This is a genomic window from Streptomyces sp. TLI_55 (assembly GCF_900206255.1).
In the GTDB taxonomy this organism is placed as follows: domain Bacteria; phylum Actinomycetota; class Actinomycetes; order Streptomycetales; family Streptomycetaceae; genus Streptomyces; species Streptomyces aquilus.
This window is the reverse complement of sequence record NZ_OAOJ01000001.1, coordinates 6,499,134-6,519,545: the sequence shown is the minus strand read 5'-3', so window position 1 is coordinate 6,519,545 and position 20,412 is coordinate 6,499,134. Positions and strand designations below refer to the sequence as shown.

The following is a 20,412-nucleotide window of genomic DNA, read 5'->3' as shown; positions in this document are numbered from 1 at the left end:
ACGCAGCCGGACCCGCTGCCCGGCGCGGCAGCCGACCCGGGAGCGCGGCGGAACCCGCCGTCCGGCGTGCGAGGCCTGGAGCTGGGATTCTGGAGCTGTGGGGGGCCTTCGTGCATCGGCTCGTGGAGATCGGGAACCCGCGAGGCGCGAGCGGTGTATGAAAAGGAGAACCCGCCGCGTCGAAGGGACCAGATCGTGCAACGTCGAGTTGTGACCGCCGTGTTGGCCGCGACCACACTCCTGCTGACGGCCGGCTGCTCCTCGGACGACGGCGGCGAGGGCCCGGCCGGTGGCGGTCCGACGCCTGGGGGTACGACGTCGAAGTCCGCGTCCTCCCCCAGCCGACAGGCCGCCGAGGAGACACCGCCCGCGAAGGGCACCGTGAAGGTGCTGCGTACCGTCACCACCGGCCTGAACACCCCCTGGGGCCTGGCCCCGCTGCCCGACGGCGACCTCCTGGTCTCCTCCCGGGACCAGGGGACCATCACCCGGGTCGATGCGGAGAGCGGGAAGAAGACGGAGCTCGGCGAGGTCCCCGGGGTGTCCCCGGCGGGCGAGGGCGGTCTCCTGGGCCTGGCCCTCTCCCCCGACTACGCCTCGGACCACATGGTGTACGCGTACTTCACCTCGGCCTCCGACAACCGCATCGTTCGCATGCTGTACGAGGAGAAGAAGCCGTCCGGCGAGCAGCTCGGCGCACCGGACACGGTCTTCAAGGGCATCCCGAAGGGCGTCATCCACAACGGCGGCCGGATCGCCTTCGGCCCCGACAAGATGCTCTACGCGGGCACCGGCGAGAGCGGCAACACCGGTCTGGCCCAGGACAAGAAGTCCCTCGGCGGCAAGATCCTGCGCCTGACCCCGGAGGGTGAGCCCGCTCCGGGCAACCCGTTCCCCGATTCCCCGGTGTACTCCTACGGCCACCGCAATGTGCAGGGCCTCGCCTGGGACGCCGAACAGCGGCTCTTCGCCTCGGAGTTCGGCCAGGACACCTGGGACGAGCTGAACGCGATCAAGCCGGGCGACAACTACGGCTGGCCTGAGGCCGAGGGCAAGTCGGACGGCTCACGCTTCCACAACCCGATAGCCCAGTGGGCCACGGACGACGCCTCCCCCAGCGGCATCGCCTACGCCGAGGGCTCGATATGGATGGCGGGCCTCAAGGGACAGCGGCTGTGGCGCATCCCGTTGAAGGGCACGGAGGCCTCCGCCGACCCGCAGGCCTTCCTGAAGGGCGAGTACGGCCGGCTGCGCACGGTGGTGTCGGCGGGCGGCGACAAGCTGTGGCTCGTCACCAGCAACACGGACGGCCGGGGGAACCCGAAGAAGGGGGACGACCGGATTCTGGAGCTACAGGTGAGCTGAGCCGGCGGACGCCCTCAGTCGCCCTCCGGTACCTCCTCCGACGCCTCGGTCTCCCCCTCCTCGTCCGGTCGGCGTATGAGGACCTTCCCGGACGAGAGGTCTATCGGCCCGTGTCCTGGATCGCCGTCGCCGACATCGACCCGGGTCAGTTCCAGTCGGTTCTGTTCGTCGCGGGTGTGCTTTCGACCGGGTTGGAACAGTTCCTCGAAGGGGTTGAACACGGGACCTCCCTAGGCCAGCGTCACTTACAGCGTAAGACGTCACCCCGCCGACCGACTCGGGAGCCGCTCGGCGTGGAACAGCCCCAGCCGATGGGCCACCGCGGCCGCCTCGCCGCGTCCCGAGACACCGAGCTTGGCCAGGATGTTCGACACATGGACGCTGGCCGTCTTCGGGGAGATGAAGAGCTCCTCGGCTATCTGCCGGTTGGTGCGGCCGGCGGAGACCAGGCGCAGGACGTCGCGTTCCCGGCCGGTGAGGCCGAGGGCCTCGGCCTGGTCGGCGGGGGCCGGGGTCTGCTTCGGGGCGTGGGTCAGGCCCAGGCGGGCGCGCTGGGCGAGCCGGGCGACGGCGTCGGCCAGCGGGCGGGCGCCGAGGTGCTCGGCGACGGCATGGGCGAGGCGCAGCAGTTCCGTGGCACGGTCGCGTTCGTCCTCGCCACCGACGGCGAGAAGGGACTCGGCGAGGCGGTGGCGGACGCGGGCGAGGTCGTAGGGGCGGTCCAGGGTTTCGAAGGCGGCGGTGACCGCGGCCCAGTCGTCGGGGTCGCTGTGGCCCTCGGCGCGCCGCAGTTCGGCGCGGACCCAGTGCTCGTGGGCGTGCCAGACGGGCACATTGGCGGCCAGGGTCGTGGCGGCCTTGCGGATGTCCTGGAGGATCTCGGCCCGGCCGGTCTCGGTGGCGGGCAGACCGAGCGCGTCGGCCTCCGCGATGGCGGCGGTCAGCAGCAGCGGCCAGGCGTAGCGGTGGGTGTCGGGCGGGAAGCCCTGGTCCAGGGCGCGCCGGAGTTCGGCGCGGGCGTCGAGGAGGCGTCCTTCGCCCGCGGCGGCGCCGAGGGTGATGCGGACGAGGGGCAGTTCGTGCTGGGGCGAGCGGTCATGGGTGCCGAAATGGCCGCGGGCCGCTGCGAGTTGGGCGGCGCAGTCGGCGAGGTCGCCACGGGCGAGGGCGAGTTGGGCGCGCAAGGTGGCGTGGAAGCCGCGGGGTATCGCGCTCTGGCCGACGCGTTCCGACGTGCCGGCGGCGGTGGCGGCCTCGTCCCACCGGCCGAGGTTGAAGAGGGATTCGGCGAGGTTGCCCCAGACCCAGGCCTCGCTGTCGACGAGGCCGAACTTCCGGGTGTGGGCGACGCCTTCCTCCAGGACGGGCACGGCTTCGGCGGAGCGGCCGACGGCTTCGAGGGCGTCGGGGAGGTTGACGTAGACGCGGGCGGCGATGGCGGTCATGCCGTTCTCGATGGTCTGGCGCCGGACCTCGTACATCTCCTTGAGGCCTGCTTCGAGGTCGCCGGAGTGGACGGTGAGGCTGCCGAGGGTGAGCCGGGCGCTCATCTCGATCTCGCGGGCGCCGACCATGCGCGCGTACTCCACGGCCCGTTCGGCGGCGGTGAAGGCCTCGGGGCCGGGGACGTGCACCATGGACCAGTTGGCGACCTGGGCGAGGACGTCGGCGTGCACTTCCGAGGGCGGCAGGCCGCGGACCAGGTCCTGGGCGGTGGCCAGTTCCTGCCAGCCGTTGCCGCGCGCGAGCGCCTGCACCAGCCGGGAGCGCATCACCCAGAACCAGGCGGCGCGCACCGGGTCGCCCTCCTCCTCCAGCAGGTGCAGGGCCCGTTTGGTGATCTTCAGGGCGCGTTCCCGCTCCCCGGCGAGCCGGCCGGCGACGGCGGCCTCGGCCATCAGGTCGAGATAGCGCAGCGGGGTGGTGTCGGGGTCACAGCCGCAGGGCGGGAAGGCCTCGGTGTAGTCGACGGGGCGCAGGGCGGCCCGGACGTCCTCGGGGGCGGTGTCCCACAGCTCCATCGCGCGTTCCAGGAGCCGGAGTTGTTCGGAGAAGGCGTGCCGGCGGCGGGCGATGACGGAGGCGTCCAGGACGGCGGGCAGGGCCTTGGCGGCGTCATGGGCGTGGTACCAGTAGCTGGCGAGCCGCATGGCCCGGGCGTCGGACGCGACGAGGGTCGGGTCGGCCTCCAGGGCCTCGGCGTAGCGGCGGTTGAGGCGGGAGCGTTCGCCGGGCAGCAGGTCGTCGCTGACGGCCTCGCGGACCAGGGAGTGCCGGAAGCGGTAGCCGTCGCCGTCCGGGGCGGCGCTGAGGATGCTGGCGTTGACGGCGGCGCGCAGCGCCTCGATGAGGTCGTCCTCGGCGAGCCGGGCGACGGCGGCGATCAGCCGGTACTCGACGGTGGAGCCGCCTTCGGCGACGATCCGGGCGACCCGCTGGGCGCTCTCCGGCAGCCCTTCGACCCGTACGAGGAGCAGGTCGCGCAGGGAGTCGGTGAGGCCGGTGCAGCAGCCCTCGCAGGAGGCGACGGCGAGTTCCTCGACGAAGAAGGCGTTGCCGTCGGAGCGTTCGAAGATCTCGTCGACCTGGGCCGGGTCGGGTTCGGCGGCGAGGATGCCGGCGATCTGGCGGCCGACCTCGGTGCGGTTGAAGCGGCCGAGTTCGAGGCGGCGGACCGTGCGCAGCCGGTCGAGTTCGGCGAGCAGGGGGCGCAGCGGGTGGCGGCGGTGGATGTCGTCGGCGCGGTAGGTGGCGACGACGACGAGGCGGCCGGTGCGCAGGGTGCGGAAGAGGTAGGCGAGGAGGTGCCGGGTGGAGGCGTCGGCCCAGTGGAGGTCCTCCAGCGCGACGACGACGGTGCGGTCGGCGGCGACGCGTTCCAGGAGGCGGGCGATGAGTTCGAAGAGGCGGGCCGTGCTCTGCTCGTCATGGCGTCCGGCGGGGGCCTCGCCCAGTTCGGGCAGGAGCCGGGCCAGTTCCCCCTCCTGGCCGGCCGCCGCGGCGGTGAGCTCGTCGGGCAGTGCGCGGCGCAGGGCGCGCAGCGCGGTGGAGAAGGGGGCGAAGGGCAGTCCGTCGGCGCCGATCTCGACACAGCCGCCGAGCGCGACGACCGCGCCCCGGCCGCAGGCGGTGGTGGCGAACTCCTCGACGAGGCGCGTCTTGCCGACCCCGGCCTCACCGCCGATCAGCAGTGCCTGGGGCTCTCCGGCGGCGGCGCGGGCGAGCGCGTCGTTGAGGGTGTCGAGTTCGTCTGCGCGGCCGACGAACACGGGACTGACGGACCTGGTCTCCACGGGCCCGAGCATCGCACGCGGGTCCGACGGCACGGCACCGGTTTTCGCCGAGGGCGCGATCTTGGTGTCCCCCACGGGGGCGCCAACGCCCTCCGACGCCGCCCCGGCATACGGGACGGCGTCGGACTTCAGTGATGCGTCAGTTTTCAGGAGGACGGCCGCGTCCGGTGTCCGTGTGCGGCCGTCCTCCCTCCCCCCGGCGCTCATGCGGTGCGCAGGAACCGGTGCCGGCGGGAGCCCCCGGTATGCACCTCGCTCTCCGCTTCGCGGCGGGCTGCCTCACGGCGGGCGGCGCGGCGGCCCTGGACGGCCTCGCGGACGAGACGGTCGTGCTGGGCCTGGCGGATCAGTTCGTCGGAACGGAGCTGGGAGAGCTCGTACTCGTACATGGTGTGTCCCTTGTGAGATTCGGTTTCGTGCTTCGCTTTCTGCGATGCCTCTACCTTCGTCTCCAAGGCGGGTGCGCCACATCGGGAGAGTTCCGCATCTTCGGCGGCCGCTGGGACCTTAGACGTGCGTGAGGGGCCTCAGACACTGCCTAAGGTGCTTACGGCAGTACTAAGACCCCTCGGGACCTGCGGCGAGTCAGCTCGTGGACGGCAGTCCGAGCAGGATGTCGGTGTACTTGAGGACGGCCAGGAGCAGGCCGATGACGCCGAGCGAGACGCCCGCCCAGGCGACCGACTTGATCCACACGGCCTGCGGCTTGCCGGGCACCCCGAAGGCGGGCCGGGCCAGCACGAAGACGCCGACGAGCAGCGCGGCCAGCGCGAAGAGGCCGCCCCACAGCGCGGTGGCGTGCCAGGCGTCGCCGTAGACCTCCTTGACCTGCTTGGCGACGCTCGCGGTGGACGAGGTCTGGAGCTGGCCGACGAGGGTCTCGCGGGCGGAGGCGACGGTGGCGATCCAGCCGCCGGTGAGCGAGACGAGCCCGAGCCCGGCCGAGACGACGGCGGCGGCACCCTGGCCGACGCCGGTCGGGCCCTCCGGCTCGGTGTCGGCGAGACCCTCGGGCTCGTCGACGTCATCGGTGTCGTCGGTCTCGACCTCGGCACCGGCCTCGGTCGTCTCGTCGGCCTTGCTGACGTCCACCTTCTCGTCGTCGGTCTTCGCCTCGGGGCCGGTTGCGACCCCGGTCTCGTCAACAGTCTTGGTTCCCATGCCTCGCACCGTACGGACGCAGTCTGAGAGGTTTCTTAATGATCGTTGTGAGCGGCACTCGCGCGTGCCTCGCGCCACTCGGGTGCCAGCACCGACCAGACCTCCAGATCGTGCCGTACCCCGTGGTGGAGGTGGCTCTCGCGCTGCACCCCGTCCCGGGTCAGCCCCAGCCGCCGGGCCACGTTGAGGCTGGCGGTGTTGCCGGCGGCGGCGACCCATTCGACGCGGTGGATGCCGCGTTCCTCGATCACGTGGTCGATGAGCAGCCGCATCGCGCGGGTGATCAGCCCGCGTCCGGTGGCGGCGGGCTCCAGCCAGCAGCCGACCTCGGCGTTGCCCTGAGCGGCGTCGAAGTTGAGCGTGAGGACGCCGCCGACGAGCTTTCCGTCCAGCCAGATGCCGTGGTAGCCGCCGGTGTCGTCGGCGCGCATCTGGGCGTAGCGCTGGAGTGTCGCCCGGGCGGAGTCGACGTCGACGGCCTGGGAGCCGAAGGCGATGAACTGGCCGATGAACTCCCGGCCGCGCTCCAGGTTCGCCAGGAACTCCTCGGCGTGCCAGGGCTCCAGCGGCCGCAGTTCCGCCCCGTCACCCAGCGATATCGCGTACATCCTCGTCCCGCTCCTTCTCGATGTCCCCCACAACGGCGTCCACCCTTTCATGGGCGGCGCGGCACTCGGGCGGTTCGATGCTGATGCGGGGCATCCTGCGGTCCAGCCAGCGCGGCAGCCACCAGTTGGCGCCGCCGAGCAGATGCATCAGGGCGGGGACGAGGAGCGTACGAAGGACGAAGGCGTCCAGGGCGACCGCTGCGGCCAGCGCGATGCCGAACATGGCGATCACGCGGTCACCGCTGAGGACGAAGGCGAGGAAGACCGAGATCATGATGACCGCGGCGGAGTTGATCACCCGGCTGGTCTCGGCGAGCCCGACCCGGACGGCCCGCCGGTTGTCACCGGTCTCCAGCCACTCCTCGTACATCCGGCTGACCAGGAACACCTGGTAGTCCATGGAGAGCCCGAACAGCACGGACACCATGATCACGGGCAGGAAGGGCTCGATCGGCCCGGCCCGGCCCAGGCCCAGCAGCTCGCTCCCCCAGCCCCACTGGAAGATCGCGACGACCACGCCGAACGCCGCGGCCACGGCGGCGACGTTCATCGCGGCGGCCTTCAGCGGGATCCCGACGGACCGGAAGGCGAGCAGGAGCAGCAGACACCCGAGCCCGATGACGACGCCGACGAACAGCGGCAGCTTGCCGACGATCACCTCGGCGAAGTCGTCGTAGGACGCCGTGACCCCGCCGACCTGGATGTCGAGGGCCGAGCCGGTCTCGGCGCGGGGCAGCACCTCGGTGCGCAGCCGGTCCACGAGGTCGCTGGTCTGCTGGGACTGCGGGGACGAGGTCGGGACGATGGTGAAGTACCCGGTGTCGCCGCCCGCGTTGTAGGTGACCGGGGTCACAGAGGCGACGCCCTCGGTGGTGCGGATGGTGGCGTCGAGGTTGTCGAGGAGCAGTTTGTCCTCGGCGCTGTCGACATGGGTGACCAGGGTGAGCGGGCCGTTGACGCCGGGTCCGAAACCGTCGGCGAGCAGGTCGTAGGCCTGCCGCGTGGTGGCGGAGGTCGGGTTGTTGCCCTGGTCGGAGGTGCCGAGCCGGAGTCCCAGGGTGGGCAGGGCCAGGACGGTGATGACCACGAGCGCGATGGCGCCGAGCAGCTTGGGGTGCCGTTCGACGAACGCCGACCAGCGGGCGGCGAGCCCGGTGGGCAGCTCGGGCTGGGGCCCGTGCTCGGTCAGGTGCCGCCGTTCGCGCCTGCTCAGGGCGCGCAGGCCGATGAGGGACAGCAGGGCGGGCAGCAGGGTGACGGAGGCGGCGACGGTCAGGACGACGGTCAGCGAGGCGGCGATCGCGACGCCGTTGAGGAAGCTCAGCCGGAGGATCAGCATCCCGAGCAGGGCGATGCAAACGGTGGCACCCGCGAAGACGACGGCCCGTCCGGTGGTCGCGACGGCGTTCTGGATGGACTCGGTGACGTCCAGCCCGCGTTTCAGCCCGCGCCGGTGCCGGGTGACGATGAACAGGGCGTAGTCGATGCCGACGCCGAGCCCGATCAGCATGCCGAGCATGGGGGCGAAGTCGGCGACGGTCATGGCGTGCCCGAGCAGCACGATCCCGGCGTAGGCGGTGCCGACGCTGACCAGGGCGGTCGCGATGGGCAGCAGCGAGGCGGCGAGCGAGCCGAAGGCGAGGAACAGCACGAGCGCGGCGACGACCACCCCGACGATCTCGGCGACATGCCCGCCCGAGGACTCGGTGAGCGCGATGGCGCTGCCGCCCAGCTCCACCTGGACGCCGTCGGACCGGGCGCCCTCGGCCGCCTTCACGACGGCCTCCACCTCGCCCTTGTCGAGGTTCTCGGTCCGCTGGTCGAAGGTGACGGTCGCGTACGCCGTACGGCCGTCGGAGCTGATCTGCGCGCTGCCCTGGGTGTCGTACGGGCCGCCGACGGACGCCACTCCGGGCAGGTCGGCGATCTTGTCGAGGGTCTGGGTCATGGTCTGCTCGACGGCGGCGGCGCGTACGCCGCCGGCGCCGGACGTGGTGTGCCAGACGACGGTGTCGCTGTCCCCGCCGAGCCGCGGGAACCCCTCCTGGAGCAGCTGGGTGGCGCGGCCCGACTCGGTGCCCGGGACCTCGTAGTCGTTCGAGTACGCGGACCCGGTGAGCGCGGCGGCCGTACTGACCCCGCCGAGGGCGAGGAGCCACAGGAGGACGACGACCAGACGGCGTCGGACACACCAGCGCGCGAGGGCTGCCACGTTGCTGCTCCCAGGGGTGAATTGTGGATCTTTGACCGGGAACAGTCGCTCAAATGGTGAACAGCCCGCAAAGAACGCATGAGCAATGCGAAGACCACTCTCGCAGGCAGAAATGATCGTTTATGCCATTCGTGGGTTTATTCACAGGAGTGGGAGGCAGATCACAGGACAGTAACGACCGCTCTGTCACCCTCGGTCGAACTGGTCGCCCCAAGCCATCACCATCACGCCGGCGATCAGCAGCCACAGCGCCCGCCGGGTCCTTCCCCGGGAGCCGAGGACCGCCGCGAGCGCGCACACGACGGCACCGAACGCGTAGGCGGCCGGCACCAGCGCGGGCGCGGTGCCGCTCAGCCGGAGGGCCGCCGCCGCGAGGCCCGCGAGGGCCAGCAGCGCTCCGGTCCCGGACGCCGTCCAGCGGGCCCGCCGGGCGTCAAGGATCTGGTCGTCGTACTCCTCCTGTATGTCGGAGTCGGAATCCGGATGCGCGTTCATGGCGGGCGAGCGTAGCGTGTCCGGCTGAGAATCCCCGGGCTGTCCGCCCCTGGCCGAAGCAGGTGCATTGTTTGAGCGTCCGACCGAGCTCCGACGTATCCCCTTCCGTCTTTCCGGACTCAAGGAGCCCGTTCACCGATGCCAGACATCACCCCGACGACGAGGCCCTCGGATGAGGACCTCGCGCGGCTGCTGACCCACCCCCGCTACCCGCGCAGCAACCACTACGACGTCCGCTGGGTCATCGAGAACCAGATGGGCCCGAACGCGCTGTGGCTGCTGGAGTGGCTCGCGCCCGCGCTCGGCCTGGACACCCTGCGCCCCTGCGCCCGCGTCCTCGACCTCGGCTGCGGCCGGGCGATGACGTCGGTGTTCCTGGCCAGGGAGTACCACGCCCAGGTCACCGCGGCCGACCTGTGGGTCAAGCCGGACGAGAACGCGGCACGGATCGCCGAGGCCGGTTTCGCCGACCGGGTGCTGCCCGTGCACACCGAGGCGCACGACCTGCCGTTCGCCGAGGGCAGCTTCGACGCGATCGTGAGCATCGACGCGTACCAGTACTTCGGCACGAACGACCTGTATCTGCCCACCCTGACCCGGCTGTTGAAGCCGGGCGGGCGGATCGGGATCGTCGTACCGGCACTGCGTGAGGAGATCGACGGCGTGGAGCCGCCGGAGCACCTCGCGCAGTGGTGGGAGCCGGACTTCTGGTGCTTCCACACCGCCGACTGGTGGCGCCGCCACTGGACCCGCAGCGGAGCCGTCGAGGTCGAGACGGCCGACTGGCTCGACGACGGCTGGAAGGACTGGCTGTTGTGGGTCGACGTGGTCGCCGAGGAGAGCCCTCAGGAGTTCCACCGCACGATGGCCCGCTGGGTCCGCGACATGGTGCGCGCCGACGAGGGTCGGACGTTTGGATTCGTACGACTCGTGGGGCGCCGTAAGTAGCGATACGGCTCGTAGGGCGTTGTGAGCAGCGATACGACTCGCAGGGCGCTGTGAGCAGCAAGCAGAAGGCCCCGGAGGCAGTGCCTCCGGGGCCTTTCGCGCCTTGCGGGGTCAGCCCTCGCTGACGCCCAGCTTCTCCAGGATCAGCTCCTTGACGCGGGCCGCGTCGGCCTGACCGCGGGTCGCCTTCATGACCGCGCCGACCAGGGCGCCGGCCGCGGCGACCTTTCCGGAGCGGATCTTGTCGGCGATGCCCGGGTTGCCGGCGATGGCCTCGTCGACGGCGGTGCCGAGGGCACCCTCGTCGGAGACGACCTTCAGACCGCGCTTCTCGACGACCTCGTCCGGGGTGCCTTCGCCCGCGAGGACGCCCTCGATGACCTGACGGGCCAGCTTGTCGTTCAGGTCGCCCTTCGAGACCAGCTCGGAGACGCGGGCCACCTGTACCGGCGTGATGGCCAGCTCGTCCAGCGACGTGCCGGACTCGTTGGCGCTGCGCGCCAGTTCGCCCATCCACCACTTGCGGGCGGACGCCGCGTCGGCACCGGCGTCGATCGTGGCGACGATCGGGTCCAGCGCACCGGCGTTGAGGATCGCCTGCATGTCGGTGGCGGAGATGCCCCACTCGGCGAGCAGCCGGTTGCGGCGGGCCAGCGGCAGCTCGGGCAGCCCGGCGCGGATCTCCTCGACCCACTCACGGGACGGGGCGACCGGCACGAGGTCCGGCTCCGGGAAGTACCGGTAGTCCTCGGCCTCTTCCTTCACGCGGCCCGAGGTCGTGGACCCCGTGTCCTCGTGGAAGTGCCGGGTCTCCTGGATGATCGTGCCGCCGGACGAGAGCACGGCCGCGTGCCGCTGGATCTCGAACCGGGCCGCACGCTCCACGGAACGCAGCGAGTTGACGTTCTTGGTCTCCGAACGGGTGCCGAACTTCTCGGTGCCGTGCGGGCGCAGCGACAGGTTCACGTCGCAGCGCATCTGGCCCATCTCCATGCGGGCCTCGGAGACGCCGAGCGCCCGGATGACCTCGCGCAGCTCACGGACGTACGCCTTGGCGACCTCGGGAGCGCGCTCGCCGGCGCCCTCGATCGGCTTGGTGACGATCTCGATGAGCGGGATGCCGGCGCGGTTGTAGTCCAGCAGGGAGTGCGAGGCGCCGTGGATACGGCCCGTCGCGCCGCCCACGTGGGTCGACTTGCCGGTGTCCTCCTCCATGTGGGCGCGCTCGATCTCCACGCGGAAGGTCTCGCCGTCCTCCAGCTGCACGTCGAGGTAGCCGTTGAAGGCGATCGGCTCGTCGTACTGGGAGGTCTGGAAGTTCTTCGGCATGTCCGGATAGAAGTAGTTCTTCCGGGCGAAGCGGCACCACTCGGCGATCTCGCAGTTCAGCGCGAGACCGATCTTGATCGCCGACTCCACTCCGGTCGCGTTGACGACCGGGAGCGCGCCGGGCAGGCCGAGGCAGGTGGGACAGGTCTGCGTGTTGGCGTCCTGACCGAGCTCGGTCGAACAGCCGCAGAACATCTTGGTCTTGGTGCCGAGTTCGACATGGACCTCAAGGCCCATGACGGGGTCGTACGACGCGAGTGCGTCCTCGTACGACACCAGGTCGGTCGTGGTGGTCACGGTGAAACTTCCCTCTCAGCCCAGCAGGACGTCGTCGTCGCCCAGCCGCTTCAGCTCGCGGTACAGGATGGCGAGGCCGGTGACGATCGCGACCGCGGAGACGGTGGCGTCGATCAGCCGGAGCGTGTCCTGCTCGGTGCGGGCCTTCTTGATCTGCTTGGCGACACCGAACGCGCCGAACGCGGTGGTGGCCATCGACAGGTACGTACCGGACTTGGACTTCTTGAAGTCCTTGGCCTTGGTCAGCTTGCTCACAGCGACGGTGCCTCCTCGAGAAGCGGGTGCCCCCACTTTTCCACGAAGGCGGCCTCGACGGCGGCGCCGACCTTGTACAGCCGGTCGTCCTTCAGCGCCGGGGCGATGATCTGGAGGCCCACCGGGAGGTTGTCCTCGGGCGCCAGACCGCACGGCAGCGACATCGCCGCGTTGCCCGCGAGGTTCGTCGGGATGGTGCACAGGTCGGCCAGGTACATCGCCATCGGGTCGTCGGCACGCTCGCCGATCGGGAAGGCGGTGGTGGGCGTCGTCGGCGAGACGATGACGTCGACCTGCTCGAAGGCCTTCTCGAAGTCGCGCGTGATGAGCGTGCGCACCTTCTGGGCGGAGCCGTAGTAGGCGTCGTAGTAGCCGCTGCTCAGCGCGTACGTGCCGAGCATGATCCGGCGCTTGACCTCGGGGCCGAAGCCCGCCTCACGGGTGAGGGAGGTGACCTCCTCGGCCGAGTGGCTGCCGTCGTCGCCGGTACGGAGGCCGTAGCGGAGCCCGTCGAAGCGGGCGAGGTTGCTCGAACACTCGCTCGGCGCGATCAGGTAGTACGCCGACAGGGCCAGGTCGAAGGACGGGCAGTCCAGCTCGACGATCTCGGCGCCCAGCTCCTTGAGGAGGGCGACGGACTCGTCGAAGCGCTGGATGACACCGGCCTGGTAGCCCTCGCCGCGGAACTGCTTGACGACGCCGACGCGCATGCCCTGGACGCTGCCGTTGCGGGCGGCCTCGACGACCGGCGGGACGGGCACGTCGATGGACGTGGAGTCGAGCGGGTCGTGGCCGGCGATGACCTCGTGCAGAAGCGCCGCGTCCAGGACGGTACGGGCACAGGGCCCGCCCTGGTCCAGGGAGCTGGAGAAGGCGACCATGCCGTAGCGGGAGACCGCGCCGTACGTCGGCTTCACACCGACCGTGCCGGTGACGGCGGCCGGCTGGCGGATCGAACCGCCGGTGTCGGTGCCGATGGCGAGGGGCGCCATGTGCGCGGCGAGCGCGGCGGAGGAACCGCCACCGGAGCCGCCGGGGATGCGGGTGAGGTCCCACGGGTTGCCGGTCGGGCCGTACGCGCTGTTCTCCGTCGACGACCCCATGGCGAACTCGTCCATGTTGGTCTTGCCGAGGATGACGACGTCGGCGGCCTTCAGACGCTTGGTGAGCGTGGCGTCGTACGGCGGGATCCAGCCCTCGAGGATCTTGGAGCCGACGGTCGTCGGGATGCCCTCGGTGGTGAAGATGTCCTTCAGCGCGAGGGGCACACCAGCGAGCGGCCCGAGCTTCTCGCCCCGCTCGCGCTTCTCGTCGACGGCACGCGCCTGGGCGAGAGCACCCTCGCGGTCGACGTGCAAGAAGGCGTGCACCTTCTCGTCGACGGCCTCGATCCGGGCGAGGTGGGCCTCGGTGACCTGGACGGCCGTGAGCTCGCCGGAGGCGATCTTCGCGGCGGTCTCGGCGGCGGTCAGCTTGATGATGTTGACGTTGTCCGTCATGGCGATTAGTCCTCCCCCAGGATCTGCGGCACCTTGAAACGCTGCTGCTCCTGGGCCGGGGCGCCGGAGAGCGCCTGCTCGGGGGTGAGCGACGGACGGACCTCGTCCGCCCGCATGACGTTCGTCAGCGGGAGCGGGTGCGAGGTCGGCGGTACGTCTTGGTCGGCGACCTCACTGACGCGTGCGACCGCGCCGATGATGTCGTCCAGCTGTCCCGCGAAGTGCTCGAGCTCTTCGGGCTTCAGCTCCAGACGCGCCAGCCGGGCGAGGTGGGCGACCTCCTCGCGCGTGATGCCAGGCATGCAGCGATCCTCTGGGGTGAGTGCGTGTGGTTTGGGGCCAATCCTATGGGGCGAGTGCCTCTGGCCGTTAAACGGATTCGGAGGGGGTGCCTGGACAGGTTGCTCGGCGACCACCGGTCCGTCGTGGCTTGTCGCGCCGTTCCCCGCGCCCCTGGCGCCCCTACGGGGCGGTCACTCGGCCGCCGGCAGAGCTGCCCGCGGCCGCTGCCAGCCTCGCGACCCTCGCGCCCGCAGCCACGCCGTCGTCTCCTCCGGCGGCATCGCCGCCGCGACCAGCCAGCCCTGTACGGCGTCACAGCCCAGGTCGCGCAGGCGTTCCCAGGTCTCGTCGTCCTCGACGCCCTCGGCGACGACCAGCAGGCCGAGGGAATGGGCGAGGTCGAGCGTGCAGCGGACGATCTCGGCGTCCTCGGCGTCGACGGCGAGGCGGGCCACGAACGAGCGGTCGATCTTCAGTTCGCTGACGGGGAGGCTGCGCAGGTGCACCAGGGACGAGTAGCCGGTGCCGAAGTCGTCCAGGGACATCTTCACGCCGTGGCCGGTCAGCCCGGCGAGAGTGTCGGCGGCGCGCTGTGGGTCCTCCAGCAGCACGTGTTCCGTTATCTCCAGCTGGAGGGAGCCCGCGGGGACGCCGTGCCGGGCGAGGCGGGCGGCGACGGAGCCCGCGAAGCCGGGGGTGTGGACGTCACGCGGCGAGACGTTCACCGCGACCGGGACGTACAGTCCCTGGGCCCGCCACTCGGCGACCTGGGCGAGCGCGGTGTCGAGGACGTACTCGGTGAGGTGGGGCATCAGCCCGGAGGACTCGGCGATGGCGATGAACTCGTCCGGCGGCACCTTCCCGCGCTCCGGGTGCACCCAGCGGACCAGGGCCTCCAGGCCCGCCACCTGTCCGTCGAAGCGGACCTTGGGCTGGTAGTGCAGCTCGACCTCGTGCGCGTCGAGGGCGCGGCGCAGGTCGCCCAGCAGGCCGAGCCGGTCCGGGGTGTTCGAGTCCCGTTTGGATTCGTAGACCTCGACGCCGGTACGGTCCCGCTTCGCCTGGTACATCGCTACGTCCGCCCGGCGCAGCAGCCCCTCGGCGTCGAGGGCGTGGTCGGGGAAGACGGCGACTCCGGCGCTGGCCTCCAGGACGAGGGTGAGCCCGTCGAGGTCGAGCGGGGAGCTGAGGGCCGAGACGAGATTGCGGGCGACGCGGGTCGCGGACGTCGTGGAGTCGGCGACCGGGAGTAACACGGCGAACTCGTCGCCGCCGAGCCGCGCGGCCTCCGCCCCGCGCGGCAGGGCCTGCTGCAGCCGGTCGGCTATCTGCAGGAGCAGGCGGTCACCGGCGAGATGACCGAGCGTGTCGTTGACCGACCGGAAGCGGTCGAGGTCGATGAGCATCAGGGCCGAGCGGGCGCCGATGCGTTCGGCGTCGTCCAGGGCGGTCCAGATGCGTTCGAGGAGCCACTGGCGGTTGGGCAGCCCGGTCAGCGGGTCGCGCAGCTGCTCCTCGGCCCGGGCCCGGGCCATCCACAGGGTGGAGTCGAGGGCTATGAGCGGGATGGCGAAGAGCGGCAGCAGCAACGGCTTGGCCGCGGCGACGACGCAGACCAGCGGGGCGATGCCGAGCAGCGCGACCGCGACCAGGCCCTGTCTGACCAGGGCGGTGCGGGCGACCGTGGGCAGTCCACCGGTGCGCGGGGCGTGCAGGTACCACAGCAGGGTGCGGGTGACCGCGAGATAGGCCGCCGCGACGAGGACGATCTCGGGGACCGTGTAGAGGGTCCAGGTGTCGGGGTCCCAGGGGGCCTCGACGCTCGGTACGCGGCCGAAGGCGGCCAGGATCAGCGCGCCGCCGGCGATGCCGAGTATGTCCACCGCGCCGTGCAGGACGCCCTGCCGCCAGCGGTGGCGCCTGGCTATGCCGACCAGGACGACGACGGTGAGGCTGACCATGCCGGCCGGCACCCAGCCGTACAGCATCAGGACGGCGAGGGTGAGGGCGGCGCCGGAGCCGGTGCCGCCCCACCAGCGGGCGCGGCCGAGGGCGACGAGGTGGCCGACGATGACGCCGGTCAGCACGGCGAGGGCCCAGCCGACGGTGCCGGACGGGAAGAGGGCGTGGCCTTCGGTGAACGCCCGGTAGAAGCCCGCCCCCAGCACGAACCCGGCCGCCGCGACGACCGCCGCGGGCAGTGCGGGCCAGGACAGATGCCGCTCGTGCTCGGCCCCGGGCAGCCCGGAGGTGTGGCCGGCGCCGCGCTGGACGGCGGTGCGGTCGTCCACGGCGGTGTACGGTCCGGCCGGCAGGGTGGGGCCGGTGACCCGCGCCTCGTCCCGCGGACGCTCCGCGGTGCCCGGCGCCCGACGGCTCCCCGTCCAAGCGCCGGCCAGCCGGCGCAGCCGTGAGTACGGGGCGGCGCTCTCGGTCGGTTCCATTCCCGTCCCTCTCACAGCCGGCGGTGCCCACGCCACGCGGCCCGTTGCCCGACAAACCCTCTACGGCGCCGCGTTGGAAAACCCTTTCCCGTCCTCCTGAGGAGCACGGGGTTGCCCCAACCGCAGCTGGGCACGGCAGGCGCACATCTCAACAGTAGGCCGCAGAAGGCTTCCACGGGCAGCGGTCGTCGACGGTTGCCCGAATGCGCCCCGGCCACCCGTATGCATCTGGTATGCGCCGATCGGGTGGCCTTCAACCGCTGCTCCGCCCTACTCCTCGATGGGAAGTGCGACTTCGGCGGCTGCTTCCGGACCCTGTTCGAGCAGGACGTTGAAGCCGTCCTCGTTCAGAACGGGCACCTTGAGCTGCATCGCCTTGTCGTACTTCGAACCAGGATTGTCACCCACAACCACGAAAGACGTCTTCTTCGAAACAGAACCGGTCACTTTCGCTCCGCGCGACTGAAGGGCGTCCTTGGCGCCGTCGCGGGTGAAGTGCTCCAGGGTGCCGGTGACGACGACGGTGAGGCCTTCGAGGGGGCGGGGGCCTTCGTCCTCGCCGGAGTTCTCCTCCTCCATACGGACGCCGGCGGCCCGCCATTTGCGGAGGATCTCCTGGTGCCAGTCCTCGGCGAACCACTCCTTGAGGGACTTGGCGATGATGGCGCCGACCCCGTCGGTGTTCGCCAGCTCCTCCTCCGTGGCCTGCTCGATGCGCTCGATCGAACGGAACTCACGGGCCAGGGCCTCCGCCGCGACGGGGCCGACGTGCCGGATCGACAGCCCGGTCAGGACGCGGGCCAGCGGGCGCTGCTTGGCCGCCTCGATGTTCTCCAGCATGGCGAGGGCGTTCTTGCGGGCGCCGCCCTCCTTGTTGGCGAAGATCAGGGCGGTCTTCTCCTCGCCGGTCTCCGGGTCCCGCTTGGGCAGACCGCTGTCCTGGTCGAGGACGTACGCCTTGATGGGCAGCAACTGCTCGATGGTGAGGTCGAACAGGTCGCCCTCGTCGGTGAGCGGCGGCTCGGCGGGCTCCAGCGGCTTGGTGAGGGCCGCGGCGGCGACGTACCCGAAGTGCTCGATGTCCAGGGACTTGCGGCCCGCGAGATAGAAGAGGCGCTCGCGCAACTGGGCCGGGCAGCTCTGCCCGTTGGGGCAGCGCAGGTCGACGTCGCCCTCCTTCATGGGCCGCAGCGGCGTGCCGCACTCGGGGCACTCGCTCGGCATCACGAACTCCCGCTCGCTGCCGTCCCGCAGGTCGACCACCGGTCCGAGGATCTCGGGGATGACGTCCCCGGCCTTGCGCAGCACCACCGTGTCCCCGATGAGGACGCCCTTCGCCTTGACGACGTCCTGGTTGTGCAGGGTGGCGAACTCGACCTCGGAGCCGGCCACGGTCACCGGCTCGACCTGGGCGTACGGGGTGACGCGGCCTGTACGGCCCACTCCCACCCGGATGTTGATGAGCTTGGTGTTGACCTCTTCCGGGGCGTATTTGTACGCGATCGCCCAGCGCGGCGCGCGGGAGGTGGAGCCGAGGCGGCCCTGGAGCGGGATCTCGTCGAGCTTGACGACCACACCATCGATCTCGTGCGCCACGGAGTGCCGGTTCTCGCCGTAGTACGCGATGAACTCCCGTACGCCGTCGAGGTCGTCGACCACCTTGTTGTGCGTGGAGGTGGGCAGGCCCCAGGTCTTGAGCAGGTCGTAGGCCTCGGAGAGGCGGGTCATGCCGTCGAAGCCCTCCAGAGCGCCGATGCCGTGGACGACCATGTGGAGGGGCAGGGTCGCCGTGACCTTGGGGTCCTTCTGACGCAGCGAACCGGAGGCGGAGTTGCGTGGGTTGGCATAGGGCTTCTCGCCCGCCTCCACGCGGCGCGCGTTGAGGTCCTCGAAGGCGTCCATCGGGAAGTAGACCTCGCCGCGGATCTCGACGAGCCGCGGAACCTTGTCGCCCTTGAGCCGGTGCGGGATCTCTTTGATCGTCATGACATTGGGTGTGATGTCCTCACCGATCCGCCCGGTGCCTCGGGTGGCCGCACGAGTGAGGCGGCCGTTCTCGTAGGTCAGGTTCACAGCGAGACCGTCGACCTTGAGCTCGCACAGCAAGTGGTAGTCGGACGTGCCCACATCGTTCGCGACCCGCTCGGCCCAGGCGGCGAGCCCGGCGTCGTCGAAGACGTTGTCGAGCGAGAGCATGCGCTCCCGGTGCTCTACCTTCGCGAAGTCCGTCTCGAACTCCACCGAGACCTTCTGCGTCGGCGAATCCGGCGTGCGCAGCTCCGGGTACTCGTCCTCCATCGCCTCCAGGGAACGCAGCAGCTCGTCGAACTCCGCGTCGCTGATGACCGGGGCGTCCTCCGCGTAGTACCGGGTGCGATGCTCCGTGATCTGCTCAGCGAGCTGCGCGTGCTTCTCCCGTGCCTCCGTGGGCACCGTCGTCTCCGCTTGCTTGTCGCCGGCCACCGTGTTGTCCTCCCGTTACTCTGGGTTGTCCGCGAGCGATCTCGCCGCCTGGACGCAGTGGGCGAGAGCCCTGCGCGCGTACTCCGGGGAGGCCCCCGCGAGACCGCACGCCGGAGTGACCGTCACCGCCTCCGCGAGAAGTCCCGGATGCAGCCCCAGCCTGCGCCACAGCGTCCTGACACCCATGACGCTACCGGCAGGGTCTGACAATGCCGCGTCCGTGCCCGGCACGACACCGGCGAAGAGCCGGGTACCCCCTTCCACCGCCTCGCCGATCGCGTCGTCGTCACGCTCGGTGAGGAGCGAGAAGTCGAAGGAGACCGCGTCGGCGCCCGCCCGGCGCAGCAGGGCGAACGGGACGTCCGGTGCGCACGAGTGGACCACGACGGGGCCGTCGGCGTGAACCCCGACGACATCGCGGAGCGCGGACTCGACGACCTGCCGGTCGACGGCGCGGTGGGTGCGGTAGCCGCTGGCGGTCTTGACGTGCCCGCGGAGCACGGCGACGAGGGAGGGCTCGTCGAGCTGGAGGACGAGCTGGGCGCCCGGGATGCGGCGGCGGACCTCGGCGAGATGCTCTCGCAGTCCCTCGGCGAGGGAGCCGGCGAGGTCGCGGCAGGCGCCCGCGTCGGAGAGGGAGGACTCGCCGTTGCGCAGCTCCAGGGCGGCGGCGAGGGTCCAGGGGCCGACGGCCTGCACCTTCAGCTGTCCCTCGTAGCCCTGGGTGAACTCCTCCAGCGCGTCGAGGTCTTCGCCGAGCCAGGACCTGGCCCGTTTGGTGTCCCGGCCCGGCCGGTCCCCGAGCCGCCAGCCGCTGGGCTCCACGCGCGCGAACAGCTCGACGAGCATCCCCGCGGTACGGCCGATCATGTCGGCGCCGGGTCCGCGGGCGGGGAGCTCGGGCAGGAACGGGAAGTCCTCGAAGGAGCCCGTCGCCGTCCTGGCGGCTTCCCGGGCGTCCCCGCCGGGCAGGGAGCCGACGCCGGTGGCGGGGGCGAAGGTGAACTGGCTGTTGGCACTCACCTGGACAGCGTATGCAACCCCGCCGGCCGTTCCGTCAGCGTCCCGGCCGAACGGTCAGGTCGTTGACCTCCGCGTCCCTGGGCAGGTCGAGTGCCATCAGGATGGTCGTCGCCACCGACTCGGGGTCGATCCACTTCGAGGCGTCGTACTCCTTGCCCTCCTGCTGGTGGACCTTGGCCTGCATCGGGCTCGCGGTGCGGCCGGGGTACACCGAGGTGACCCGGACGCCGTTGCCGTGCTCCTCGTGGCGCAGTGAGTCGGCCAGGGCCTTGAGGCCGTGCTTGGAGGCGGCGTACGCGGACCAATCGGCGTGCGCGTTGAGGCCCGCGCCCGAGTTCACGAAGACCACGTGGCCGCGGGCGGCGCGGAGTTGGGGCAGGAAGTGGCGGGTCAGCTCGGCCGGGGAGATCAGGTTGACGTTCAGCTGGTGGCGCCAGGACTTCGGGGTGAGGTCGCCGACCGGGCCGAGGTCGACGACGCCGGCGATGTGCAGCAGGGAGTCGACCCGGTCCGGCAGGCTCTGGTGGGAGAAGGCCCAGCTCAGCTTGTCGGGGTCGGCGAGGTCGCCGACGAGCGTCTTCGCGCCGGGGAACTCAGCCGCCAGTTCCTTCGCGCGGCCCGCGTCGCGCGCGTGCAGGACGAGGTCGTCCCCGCGCGCGTGGAGGCGGCGGGCGACGGCCGCGCCGATGCCGGAGCCCGCCCCGGTGATCACATGAGTAGCCATGGTCGTCATCGTCG

The 20,412-nt window shown here is 71.1% G+C and carries 17 protein-coding genes; 2 read left to right on the top strand and 15 right to left on the bottom strand.

Features of this window, described 5'->3' with window-relative positions:
* Positions 1-210: 210 nt before the first annotated feature.
* Positions 211-1,365 carry a PQQ-dependent sugar dehydrogenase gene (locus CRP56_RS30185; RefSeq protein ID WP_097269309.1) on the top strand — a complete coding sequence of 385 codons (1,155 nt, stop codon included), beginning with the start codon at positions 211-213 and terminating at the stop codon, positions 1,363-1,365.
* A gap of 14 nt (positions 1,366-1,379) precedes the next feature.
* On the opposite strand, the gene CRP56_RS30180 is transcribed toward CRP56_RS30185, so the two are convergent.
* The 7 genes from CRP56_RS30180 to CRP56_RS30150 all read right to left on the bottom strand — a co-directional run bounded on the left by CRP56_RS30180 (position 1,380) and on the right by CRP56_RS30150 (position 9,134).
* Complete coding sequence (locus CRP56_RS30180) at positions 1,380-1,586, bottom strand: DUF6191 domain-containing protein (RefSeq protein WP_097269307.1); 207 nt, start codon at positions 1,584-1,586, stop codon at positions 1,380-1,382.
* A gap of 39 nt (positions 1,587-1,625) precedes the next feature.
* Positions 1,626-4,670 carry a helix-turn-helix transcriptional regulator gene (locus tag CRP56_RS30175; RefSeq protein WP_097274605.1) on the bottom strand — a complete coding sequence of 1,015 codons (3,045 nt, stop codon included), beginning with the start codon at positions 4,668-4,670 and terminating at the stop codon, positions 1,626-1,628.
* Between the two features lie 191 nt (positions 4,671-4,861).
* Complete coding sequence (locus tag CRP56_RS30170) at positions 4,862-5,047, bottom strand: hypothetical protein (RefSeq protein ID WP_097269305.1); 186 nt, start codon at positions 5,045-5,047, stop codon at positions 4,862-4,864.
* Positions 5,048-5,243: 196 nt separating this feature from the next.
* Positions 5,244-5,819: a hypothetical protein gene (locus tag CRP56_RS30165; protein WP_097269303.1), complete on the bottom strand. Its 576-nt coding sequence runs from the start codon at positions 5,817-5,819 to the stop codon at positions 5,244-5,246.
* A gap of 35 nt (positions 5,820-5,854) precedes the next feature.
* On the bottom strand, positions 5,855-6,427 hold the full coding sequence (locus CRP56_RS30160) for a GNAT family N-acetyltransferase (protein WP_097269300.1): 573 nt from the start codon (positions 6,425-6,427) through the stop codon (positions 5,855-5,857).
* On the bottom strand, positions 6,405-8,639 hold the full coding sequence (locus CRP56_RS30155) for an MMPL family transporter (RefSeq protein WP_097269298.1): 2,235 nt from the start codon (positions 8,637-8,639) through the stop codon (positions 6,405-6,407). Before CRP56_RS30155 ends, CRP56_RS30160 begins: the two co-directional genes overlap by 23 nt.
* Positions 8,640-8,825: 186 nt before the next feature.
* Positions 8,826-9,134 carry a hypothetical protein gene (locus CRP56_RS30150; RefSeq protein ID WP_097269296.1) on the bottom strand — a complete coding sequence of 103 codons (309 nt, stop codon included), beginning with the start codon at positions 9,132-9,134 and terminating at the stop codon, positions 8,826-8,828.
* A gap of 138 nt (positions 9,135-9,272) precedes the next feature.
* Between CRP56_RS30150 and CRP56_RS30145 the strand changes: the two genes are divergently transcribed.
* Positions 9,273-10,082 (top strand): SAM-dependent methyltransferase, encoded by an 810-nt coding sequence (locus CRP56_RS30145; RefSeq protein WP_097269294.1) that lies wholly within the window; start codon positions 9,273-9,275, stop codon positions 10,080-10,082.
* A gap of 111 nt (positions 10,083-10,193) precedes the next feature.
* Here the strand turns inward: CRP56_RS30145 and gatB are convergent, their stop codons facing one another.
* The 8 genes from gatB to CRP56_RS30105 form a co-directional block, all read right to left on the bottom strand.
* Complete coding sequence (gene gatB, locus CRP56_RS30140; protein WP_079310763.1) at positions 10,194-11,708, bottom strand: Asp-tRNA(Asn)/Glu-tRNA(Gln) amidotransferase subunit GatB; 1,515 nt, start codon at positions 11,706-11,708, stop codon at positions 10,194-10,196.
* 15 nt (positions 11,709-11,723) lie between these two features.
* Entirely contained in the window at positions 11,724-11,963 is a 240-nt protein-coding gene (locus CRP56_RS30135; protein WP_097269292.1) for a hypothetical protein, read from the bottom strand.
* Complete coding sequence (gene gatA / locus CRP56_RS30130) at positions 11,960-13,462, bottom strand: Asp-tRNA(Asn)/Glu-tRNA(Gln) amidotransferase subunit GatA (protein ID WP_097269290.1); 1,503 nt, start codon at positions 13,460-13,462, stop codon at positions 11,960-11,962. Before gatA ends, CRP56_RS30135 begins: the two co-directional genes overlap by 4 nt.
* A gap of 5 nt (positions 13,463-13,467) precedes the next feature.
* On the bottom strand, positions 13,468-13,764 hold the full coding sequence (gene gatC / locus CRP56_RS30125) for an Asp-tRNA(Asn)/Glu-tRNA(Gln) amidotransferase subunit GatC (protein ID WP_007384860.1): 297 nt from the start codon (positions 13,762-13,764) through the stop codon (positions 13,468-13,470).
* Between the two features lie 171 nt (positions 13,765-13,935).
* Complete coding sequence (locus CRP56_RS30120) at positions 13,936-16,188, bottom strand: putative bifunctional diguanylate cyclase/phosphodiesterase (protein ID WP_097269288.1); 2,253 nt, start codon at positions 16,186-16,188, stop codon at positions 13,936-13,938.
* Positions 16,189-16,458: 270 nt separating this feature from the next.
* Positions 16,459-18,651, bottom strand: coding sequence for an NAD-dependent DNA ligase LigA (gene ligA / locus CRP56_RS30115; RefSeq protein WP_097269286.1), 2,193 nt, complete (start codon positions 18,649-18,651; stop codon positions 16,459-16,461).
* 15 nt (positions 18,652-18,666) lie between these two features.
* Complete coding sequence (locus CRP56_RS30110; protein ID WP_097269284.1) at positions 18,667-19,674, bottom strand: methionine synthase; 1,008 nt, start codon at positions 19,672-19,674, stop codon at positions 18,667-18,669.
* Positions 19,675-19,708: 34 nt separating this feature from the next.
* Entirely contained in the window at positions 19,709-20,407 is a 699-nt protein-coding gene (locus tag CRP56_RS30105) for an SDR family oxidoreductase (RefSeq protein ID WP_097269280.1), read from the bottom strand.
* Between the last annotated feature and the right edge of the window lie 5 nt (positions 20,408-20,412).

Bases quoted from the DNA above. Each gene is read 5' to 3' on its own strand.
- CRP56_RS30175 (WP_097274605.1), bottom strand. From the start codon at position 4,670: ATGCTCGGGCCCGTGGAGACCAGGTCCGTCAGTCCCGTGTTCGTCGGC.
- CRP56_RS30170 (WP_097269305.1), bottom strand. From the start codon at position 5,047: ATGTACGAGTACGAGCTCTCCCAGCTCCGTTCCGACGAACTGATCCGC.
- CRP56_RS30165 (WP_097269303.1), bottom strand. From the start codon at position 5,819: ATGGGAACCAAGACTGTTGACGAGACCGGGGTCGCAACCGGCCCCGAG.
- CRP56_RS30160 (WP_097269300.1), bottom strand. From the start codon at position 6,427: ATGTACGCGATATCGCTGGGTGACGGGGCGGAACTGCGGCCGCTGGAG.
- CRP56_RS30150 (WP_097269296.1), bottom strand. From the start codon at position 9,134: ATGAACGCGCATCCGGATTCCGACTCCGACATACAGGAGGAGTACGAC.
- CRP56_RS30145 (WP_097269294.1), top strand. From the start codon at position 9,273: ATGCCAGACATCACCCCGACGACGAGGCCCTCGGATGAGGACCTCGCG.
- gatA (WP_097269290.1), bottom strand. From the start codon at position 13,462: ATGACGGACAACGTCAACATCATCAAGCTGACCGCCGCCGAGACCGCC.
- gatC (WP_007384860.1), bottom strand. From the start codon at position 13,764: ATGCCTGGCATCACGCGCGAGGAGGTCGCCCACCTCGCCCGGCTGGCG.
- CRP56_RS30120 (WP_097269288.1), bottom strand. From the start codon at position 16,188: ATGGAACCGACCGAGAGCGCCGCCCCGTACTCACGGCTGCGCCGGCTG.
- CRP56_RS30105 (WP_097269280.1), bottom strand. From the start codon at position 20,407: ATGACGACCATGGCTACTCATGTGATCACCGGGGCGGGCTCCGGCATC.